At 38.9% G+C, this 9,001-nt stretch carries 5 protein-coding genes; 1 reads left to right on the top strand and 4 read right to left on the bottom strand.

Going from position 1 to position 9,001, the window contains the following annotated elements:
* Positions 1-250 precede the first annotated feature (250 nt).
* Positions 251-1,468 (bottom strand): HAMP domain-containing sensor histidine kinase, encoded by a 1,218-nt coding sequence (locus V7659_RS07920; protein WP_335539266.1) that lies wholly within the window; start codon positions 1,466-1,468, stop codon positions 251-253.
* A gap of 535 nt (positions 1,469-2,003) precedes the next feature.
* On the opposite strand from V7659_RS07920, the gene V7659_RS07925 reads away from it, so the two are divergent.
* Entirely contained in the window at positions 2,004-4,577 is a 2,574-nt protein-coding gene (locus V7659_RS07925; protein WP_335539268.1) for an SGNH/GDSL hydrolase family protein, read from the top strand.
* Positions 4,578-4,829: 252 nt separating this feature from the next.
* Here the strand turns inward: V7659_RS07925 and V7659_RS07930 are convergent, their stop codons facing one another.
* The 3 genes from V7659_RS07930 to V7659_RS07940 form a co-directional block, all read right to left on the bottom strand.
* Positions 4,830-5,939, bottom strand: a complete 1,110-nt coding sequence (locus V7659_RS07930) for a cell division protein FtsZ (protein ID WP_335539270.1) — start codon at positions 5,937-5,939, stop codon at positions 4,830-4,832.
* 295 nt (positions 5,940-6,234) lie between these two features.
* Positions 6,235-7,644, bottom strand: coding sequence for an Ig-like domain-containing protein (locus V7659_RS07935; RefSeq protein ID WP_335539271.1), 1,410 nt, complete (start codon positions 7,642-7,644; stop codon positions 6,235-6,237).
* Between the two features lie 284 nt (positions 7,645-7,928).
* Entirely contained in the window at positions 7,929-8,891 is a 963-nt protein-coding gene (locus tag V7659_RS07940; RefSeq protein ID WP_335539272.1) for a hypothetical protein, read from the bottom strand.
* Positions 8,892-9,001: the final 110 nt, after the last annotated feature.

Genomic DNA, 9,001 nt, shown 5'->3' on the forward strand with positions numbered 1-9,001 from the left:
GGTTAGATGCAGAATGGACCTCGTTTCAGGGTAAATAAGGGGAGGTTTTCCGACTATGCAAAGCAAAACCCCTCATTTTCACACTTTTCAAGTCAATAGGCGGAATTTCTCCGTCTATTAAAGCTATTTTTAATGATAATTTCTAATTAAGCGGAATTTATCCGTCTATTTATCAGATCGGGTGCTTAACCTGATCCCCCAACTGATTAGAGCGGGCTCTCGTGCAGATGGGGGTCTGACCCCCACTTACCTATCCCATATTTGTTGCTGGAAACCGAATCGTAACCGTTGTTCCTTCACCTTTTAAACTATCAAAGTGGATGGTTCCTTTATACTTTGTAGCAATATTAAAGCAAATCATCATCCCTAGGCCAGTTCCTTTACTTTTTAACGAGTAAAATGGAGTGCCAAGAGAATCCATTTCTTCCTTTGACATCCCTTGTCCGCTATCAATTACTTTAATTTCAACCAAGTGCCTTTTACTTTCGGCGGTAACTACAACAGAATCACCAACTTTTGAGGCTTCAATGGCATTTTTAATAATATTAATTAATAGCTGTTTAAACTCAATTGTATTTGCAGCGATATAACAATCCTCAACCATACTTAGTACAATCTTATTATCATGGAGGAGGCCATAAGTGTTGAGTAGATCCGTTACACTTTGAAGAACACTCTTTACATTTACTAGTTCAGTTTCAGTGTCTTTGTCGGGCTTGGCAATGGATAGATATTGGGAAATTACCTGTTCTGCCGTGTTTAATTCATTAATCATTAATGAGAAATGCCGCTTACTATTTTCATTATATGTATTATCTTTCTCATATAACTGTAAGAAGCCTTTAACCACTGTTAAGGGATTTCTAATCTCATGTGCCATAGCAGCAGCGAGCTGTCCAGTTGTTTTCAGACGTTCTGAGTGTTTAATTTGCTCATAGTAGAGCTGCTGTTTCTTCAACCGTCTATACGATAAATAAAAAATAAAATAAAGAATGGCTTGGCTTCCTAAAAAGTTAATAATATTTCCGATTAAGTCTTCTCTTATATAAGGATAAAGCTCTCCTCGATCAACTATAGCAATATAGCTAAAAAGAATTATGATGGAGAAAGTATTTAATAGTAAGGAAAGATGAAAAAGTTTTTTATCAAAAAACAAAATTGAAATGGCAGGAATAAAGCATAAAAATATAAAGTTAGACGAGGTATTCGGATATAAAAAGAAGATGGTATAAAAGTAAGTAGATGCTACGACGATCATAATAATTCTAAGAAAATGTGACGTATATAAAGGATAAATTAATAAGCAAATAGAACAAAGGAAAACTAAAACACCATGCGTAATATAGCCTGGTCCAAGATGATGAAGAAGTGGATTACCTACAAACAGCCCAAGAAGCATAAGTGCAATCACCACTACCACTGTGCTGTAATATAACTTTTGATTAATTTGAGTATCTTTGTTCTTCATACTTTTCCCTTCTGCTGAAAGCCCAAGCTTATTTGTATCAAACTACCTATATTCTATCATATATGCTTTATGGAAATGAGTATTTCCATAGTTTAAAAACAAAAAATCCGGCTATGGCTATATAGCCGAATCTTAAACTCTTGCACCGTTCAAAAACATCTTTATGCATTCATCAAAGGAAAATTTAGTTCCATTTAAGCATTTCTCGGAAACTCTTCCGTCATTTGTTGCCTAGCTCAAATAACAGCATATTTCCGCACCAATCTCGTCGATTCTTCACCCTTATGAATTCCTTCCTTATTTCATTTGACTTCATTGGTTTATCATACTTTATGTTAAATAGACCTTCACTAAAATATTGGTCTAGTTTTATTGGTTATCAAATATATTGTTAATCGGGTTTTTATCAAGTCCTTCACAACTTTTAATCTCTCTGTAGTTAAGGAAAATTTTGTGTCATTCTAAGGATCACTAGTAATTCATTGGTTTGTTGGATGATAAATGCCTAAATATTGTTTATCTCAGGAGGAATCACATGTCTACAACTCTAGGAACACAATTTATCCCAGTTGCTCTAAAATCCTTTTCAATTAGTTCTAACACCATCACTTCAACCACAAGTTTAAGCCAGGACCGATTACAGTATCACAAAGCAGTTCTAGAATCCGTGGGTATTACTTCCCTATCATCCCTTGGAACACTTAATTTATCAGGTAATTTAATACCTCAAGCAGGGCTTACAAAGCCTGATCCTAATTTAGCGGCCACGACCACACAGGCATACTTCCAGTCGGCGTATAAAGTAACGAACACGGCAACCACACCCGTACTTCAACCTGTTGGAGGCCAGGCCACTATTTTGAAAGCAGTCCCATTACCATCTAGAACAGTAACTGCTGCCTCCGTATCGGGTATTACCACACAGATTAATGTAGATACCGCTTATTGGGTAGCAACAGAAATCAATTTACAGGACAATACAACAGTCGTTCTAAAGCAGCCTCAGCGTTATCTTATTTTAATTGCAGAAAAAATTACAGTTGGCCAAAATGTTACATTTACATGGGAAAGGCCAAGTAAATCTAGTCCCGCTAAACCTTGGAAACCAGGAACACCTCCTCAAGCACCAACTTCCACTACACTTGTGGGCATTACAGGGACAAATGGTATTCATGGGGTCAAAGGCAGCAGAGGACCTGATGGAAATAGTGCACCTGAATTAGAACTATGGGTTCTTGATATGATTGGACGCCCTGCTTTTGATTTAAGGGGGCAGGATGGAATCACTGGTGGTTCTGGTCAGGACGGTGGGAATGGTGGCCAAGGAGGAAAAGGAAAACCTGCCCAATTAGACTGGTCAGGATTCTGTAAGTCAGGGGCAGGGGCAGGCGGCAACGGAGGAACTGGAGGAAATGCAGGTCCGGGCGGAGATGGCGGCAATGGCGGATACGGTGGAAAGCTTTCTTTTTATGCCCCTCAGAACGTGATCAATCAATATCTTCAAGGCTTTTACATAACCGTGGATGGTGGGCGCGGTGGAGCTGGAGGTCAGCCTGGTTATCCCGGTTCAGGAGGCCCTGGAGGACCTGTTGGAGATTCTGTTAAAGCAAACTTTGGAGCCGTTTGTGGACCTGGACCAAGAACTGCTGGATCAAGAGGGCCTGATGGTGCTTACTCCGGCCAGGGTGCCACCGGGTACGATGGCGGAAAACTTCCGGAACCAATCAGTATGCGTTCCATCGATCCTGATGATTTTCGCAGAAAACTTCTAGAACCGGCAATTTTTGAAGCAACTCCTGCCTATGCCTATGCAGCGGAAAGCGTAACATTAAAAGGCAAACGTTTTACGAAATCGGATGTAGTGCTAATCGATGGTTCACCTGTGCCAACAAACGTTTACAGTGATACTTCTCTGCAATTTTCGGCTCCTTTTATAAGAGGGGGGCAGCACACACTTCAGGTAAAACAGTCGGATGGAACATTATCCAATAAAGCCTCTCTGTATATTAAGCCCAAGGTCGACTCTGCTCAGCAAGATAATAAAGAAAATGAACATATGCGAGTCAAGCCAGGGCGAAAAGTAACATTGATAGGAAGCGGATTTTCAGAAAATGCCATTGTTCGGATCAATGACCAAGATATGCCGGATGTTACTTTGTTAAGCCCGACCCAGCTAGAGTTCACACTGATCAGACCATCTACAATTGAAGAAAACCCATCAGGTGAGCATGCGGTAGCGCGAGTGATTTTATCAGATGGAACGCCATCTAACACCCTTAACTTAGTGTTGGATACCTTTCATATGCTTGTCATTGGTGATTCAGTATCTTGGGGTCAGGGCTTACCAGAACATGAAAAGCACTATTCCCTCGTCGGCAATGCCGTCAAAGCCCGAAATGGAAATATCGGATACTATACCCAAGTGCTTGCACATTCTGGGGCAACGATTGGAGTAGATGATCATACAAGCACTCCAGCAGTAGATGGAGAAGTGCCTGTTTCTTATCCGACCATCCTACAGCAGTGTGATCTATTTGTCGGGGATCCAAAACAGGTAGATTTGATCATTATGGATGGCGGGATCAATGATGTGAATCTTCGAGTCGTCCTGAATCCTTTTAATACTGATGATTTGAGTGATCTTCATCGGACTCACTTCCTTAAAAATAGTAAAACTTTATTTACTAAAGTGGCAACTAACTTTCCAAATGCCAAGGTAATTGTAACTGGATACTATCCTCCTGTTTCAGAACACAGTGATTTAAGCGCTGTAGAAGTTTTACTTGTCGCTTTAGGAATTGCAACTGAGGGGCTACCTGGCGGTGTTGTTGCTGGATTTTTGACTGAACATCACCTACAGATCATCCATGCAAGAAGCCTGCAGCTTGCTACCGAGTCAAAATTGTTTCTCCAACAAGCTGTTGATGAAACAAATGCTGCCTTGACTGGCGAAAAACGTTTTTTCTTTGCCGATCCAAATATTGGTGTTGAACACTCTGCACTTACCAATGATCCTTATTTATTCGGGATTAATTTAGATATGTCCCCACAAGATTTTATCGCTGCTGATCGGCTGGTCTCTTGCACAGAAGCTGGCTGTACGGGATAGACTTTGAAATCTGCAAACGAGCTTCAATGGGTCATCCTAACAATAAAGGGGCAATTGCATACGCAAATGCTATCTACCCGTTTTTATAAGTAAAAAAAGACGAATCCACGCGGATTCGTCTTTTTGCATGATTGTTCAATAAGAAAATAGCTTATTGCAAAGAGAACACCAAAAAAAACTGTTCCTTATACAAGTCTGATTTTCAATTTGTCTATGAAATGATCATTTTCATTACCAATATTTGCACATTCGTTATTTCTGGTTCTTAGTAAACTTGGGTGCTACTGATCCTCCCTGTTTTTCAGGTCTTTTAGCTTTTAGTCCGGATGCCCAAGATACTTTAGACTCATACCTCTGACTTAGTTCCTTGTTGACTAGGTTTTGTAAACGATCTTTGTTCTTTTCAAGGGAATCCTCTATTGATAGCAGGCGTCGGGTAGGGAAGGAAAAGCCCGCTAAAATAGTTGTTATAGTAGCGTCGGTTTCTGAGAAATATGTCCCTTCGAATAATTGTAAAGGTTCTCCAACCCTTTCAAAGATCGATGGTACATTAATTAGCTTAGACATATTCTCTGGTCCTTCATAGATTAAACCAGCTCGAATAACGCCCGCTGATTCAACAGGACAGAATATTGAGTTAATCCAAGATTGGTGAATTTCTCTAGATACGTCAGACGTTGTCTTAGCGTCTGTGACCGTGGCAGAAGATATGATCGTTACTCCTCTCGTGTTAAGAATATTCATTAGGTCCGACTCATCAAAGTTACCATAAAATGAACTCTTATTCGTGACTCGCAGGACATTGTTAATTGCTTCCATGACTTGTTGATTAGAAGATAGGTAGATCTGATGTTTGCTGGATTGTGGGTTAATCTTACGCATCTGATCATTATCTACAAGGAATACAGAAGAGATGGCTTCGATTTTGGAAATCTCTTCAATACATTCAGAAGCATTGATTCGGTTTCCAGCTAACACGTTTCGCTCAGGTAAAATAGCAATCGCACCAATGTTGACGCCAGGCAGATGGTCTAATAACATCTCAATTAATAAAGGGCTCATACCTGATCCAGTACCACCGTCGGTAGAGAAGGCCACCAATAACAGCCTTATGTTCTTAAAGGCCCCCTTTACAAAGTCAAGCAGCTCTCGATAATTTTCTTTAACAGCTCTTAATCCTATTGATCTATCCTGACCAGCACCATTATAACCAGGGACAAAATACTTCTTTTCCACCCTCGTGTTTACTATCCCATCACGTTGGTTAGTGTTGATTAGGGCGGTTTGAAAGCCCAAGGTTGTTGCTATCTCAGCAATATTACCTCCTGCTTGACCTACACCCAAGATTCCAATTGATTTCACCAGATCGCCTCCTTATCTTAATATGATAATACTCAAATTTTATGAATTTAGACTTTTTCATTTTAAAAATGGTTTTAAATTTGGTAAGTGAGGACTGTGATACCCGTCCCCATGGTCTAAGCCTACGTCACGAATCGACGTTCCTTCGACTAAATACCATTTAGGCTATACTATTCAAACGTTTGATTGAAAATTCTTAATGTACCGCTATACATACATTCCTGCAATTCTTCCTTTTATTTCTAGGCTGAAACGCGAAAAGCCAAGGAATTAACCCTTGACTCATTGTTTAGATTTAATGTTTTACAACTTTAATCGTTCTCTTACTGCTTTTATTCCCCGCCTTATCTTTTGCAGTTACAGAAAGTGTAGTTCCTTTTTTCTGTGCTTTAATCTTGACTGAGAATTTTCCTTTGGAATCAGCAGTTGCTGAACCAAGGGATTTACTTCCTACTTTCACCGTAACTCTTGAGTTCGCTTCCGCTTTCCCTGTTACCTTTTTGTCGTTATCATCTACTTTATTAACGGTTGGCCTTTTCGGTGCAATAACATCTGCAACAGTTACCGATGCATTTGAACTTATATTTCCTGCACTGTCTTTAGCACTAACTGTTAATTTCGCACCAGCTTTTTGAACAGCTATCTTAACAGAAAACGCTCCAGTAGATGCTGCTTTCGCCGTTCCTAGCACTTTGCTTCCATTTTTAACAGTAACTGAAGAGCCAGCCTCTGCCTTTCCAGTTACCACTTTATCGTTATTATCAACCTTTTTAACAACTGGCTTACTTGGTGCAACAACATCTGCAACAGTTACTGTCACACTTGAACTTACATTTCCAGCGCTATCTTTAGCCGTGATTGCTAACTTTGTGCCTGCTTTTTGAACAGCAATACTTGCTGAGAAAGATCCAGTAGATGTAGCTTTGACAGTCGCTAATACTGTATTACCACTTTTAATAGTAATGGTAGATCCGTTTTCTGCCTTTCCAGTTACAACTGTATCATTGTTATCAACTTTATTTACGCTCGGCTTATTTGGCGCAACATTGTCTAGAAATCCAGTAACGATAGCGTATAAATCATTTTCTGTATTATTGTCAATGTACTTATCATAGAAGTTATCTTTGTCTAGAACGCCCACATAGTATGTACCGCCTTTAGCTTGGTACGCTTGGTATTCAATCCCGGCCTCATCAAATTCCGAGCCTAAATATACTAATTTATCATTCTCAACAAAGTCTTTTTGCACAACAGTAAATCCTAAATCAATAGCACTTGAGTTAGCGGCCCCAGCTACTAATAAAATACCATCCTTTGGCACGACTACTTTATGAATATCAAGATCAAACAAAGGAAGTAATTGACCAATTGTTGGTTTTTCATATGAAGTATCATTTGCAGAATCAAAATCATTGTTGTACTCCGTTTCAAATAAATAATCTTCACTACTGGAAATACTACTACTCGCAGCTCCCATTTTATTAAAACTTTTTGCCGAATAAGATGGAGAACCTTTTACCTCTTTTTGAAGTTGATTTAACGAATGAGAATTGATTATACCTTGTTGGAGTGGCTTTTCAACCTGACGTTCAATTAATTTCTTTGAAAATTGATACTCATTTCCTTCTGCCTTTACAGTACCTGGAGTCAGAGGTGAAATTAATAACCCTGCTGCAATCAACGATAAAATACCTTTATTACGCACACAATTCCCTCCTTTTTTTCGTTATAATGAACACATTGTTATACCCTATACTACTACATACGTCCCGTAACGAATATAAGATTCTATACACATTTATCGACAAAGAATAAAAAACAACCCCAGAGTTCGAGGTTGCTTAATAAGCACTTTCAATTTATTGTTGTGATTCATAGAGTTGACCTCCCCTTTTAGCAGAGATCATAAGACTCATGACCGTAAGCATCGAGAAAGCCCGAACAAATAAGCACTATCGACAAAATCCTGGGTGTGACAGGCACCGAGATTTACCTTGTCTTTGAACCGTTCCTGTTGCGAGTTACTCCTGTGTTTAAAGTACTCAGATATCTCACTACAGACTCCTTTGATTTGGATTCATAATCTTCCATATCAGACATATCGTATTGATATCGCCAATTGGCTTCCAACAAAATCATTTTCTTATTCGAGAGGTTTATTCCCAAATTGTTCCCTATAATTTTATTTTCAAGTGAGATTAGGTTAGTAGGTTGTTCCCTTTTATTAATGGTTTCACGGAGCTCATCAGCTAGGTCCCCATTATCATCAATTTCTTCAATGAGCTTAGCTAGCATTAGTCCAACCTGATCTAAAATACCTTGTTTTTTTTGATATTCTTTTAAATCAACAAACTGCACGAGATAAAGAGGTTCTTCATTATAGTAGACAATAGGAACTCCGTATTTTCCTACCTCCGCATGAAAATCACTTGCCTTAGGATGTAACGGCAAAATTTCTTGCTCTGTTTTGGTAAACCCCAAATCATTCAGAAAATCCCAACAGGTTGTAAAGTATAGACGTTCCCAAGTCCTTATCACATCTAATTCTCGTTCAGAAAGCAAACTTATCCAATACTCCATGAATTCTTCTTTCTGTTCACGTGTACTCGTTTCAGGGAATTGAAGATTATATAAAATGACGCTTCTGTCAGAAATGTTAATGTAAAACTCCATGACAAAATCGTTGGCTTTTACCTTATCCCAGTACAAATCTTGATACTCTATTTCCTGAAGATTCTTTCTTCCAATTAATACCGAACAATCTAACTCTTCAGGGTAACACTTGGTAACTGTTTTAATTCCAAATAGCCGACTAACAGTTGAACTCAGCTTGTTACCAAAAGACATGAGTGTGTCATTCATATATCTTACTTGGTCCGAGAAGGTAAGATTGTTATCATGAGTAATCGGTCTTATCCACATTTCACTTGTCTCTAGTAATTCAACTTCCAATTTAAACACCTACTTTTTTTATAGTGATTACACAGTCTTTCGTTATGTGGGGGTCTGACCCTTGGCAGAGGGATACTTCCTTCTCAATAGGAATATTTTTATGTAAAATG

Origin of the sequence: Neobacillus drentensis (genome assembly GCF_036966985.1) — a bacterium.
Lineage (GTDB): Bacteria > Bacillota > Bacilli > Bacillales > Cytobacillaceae > Neobacillus > Neobacillus drentensis_E.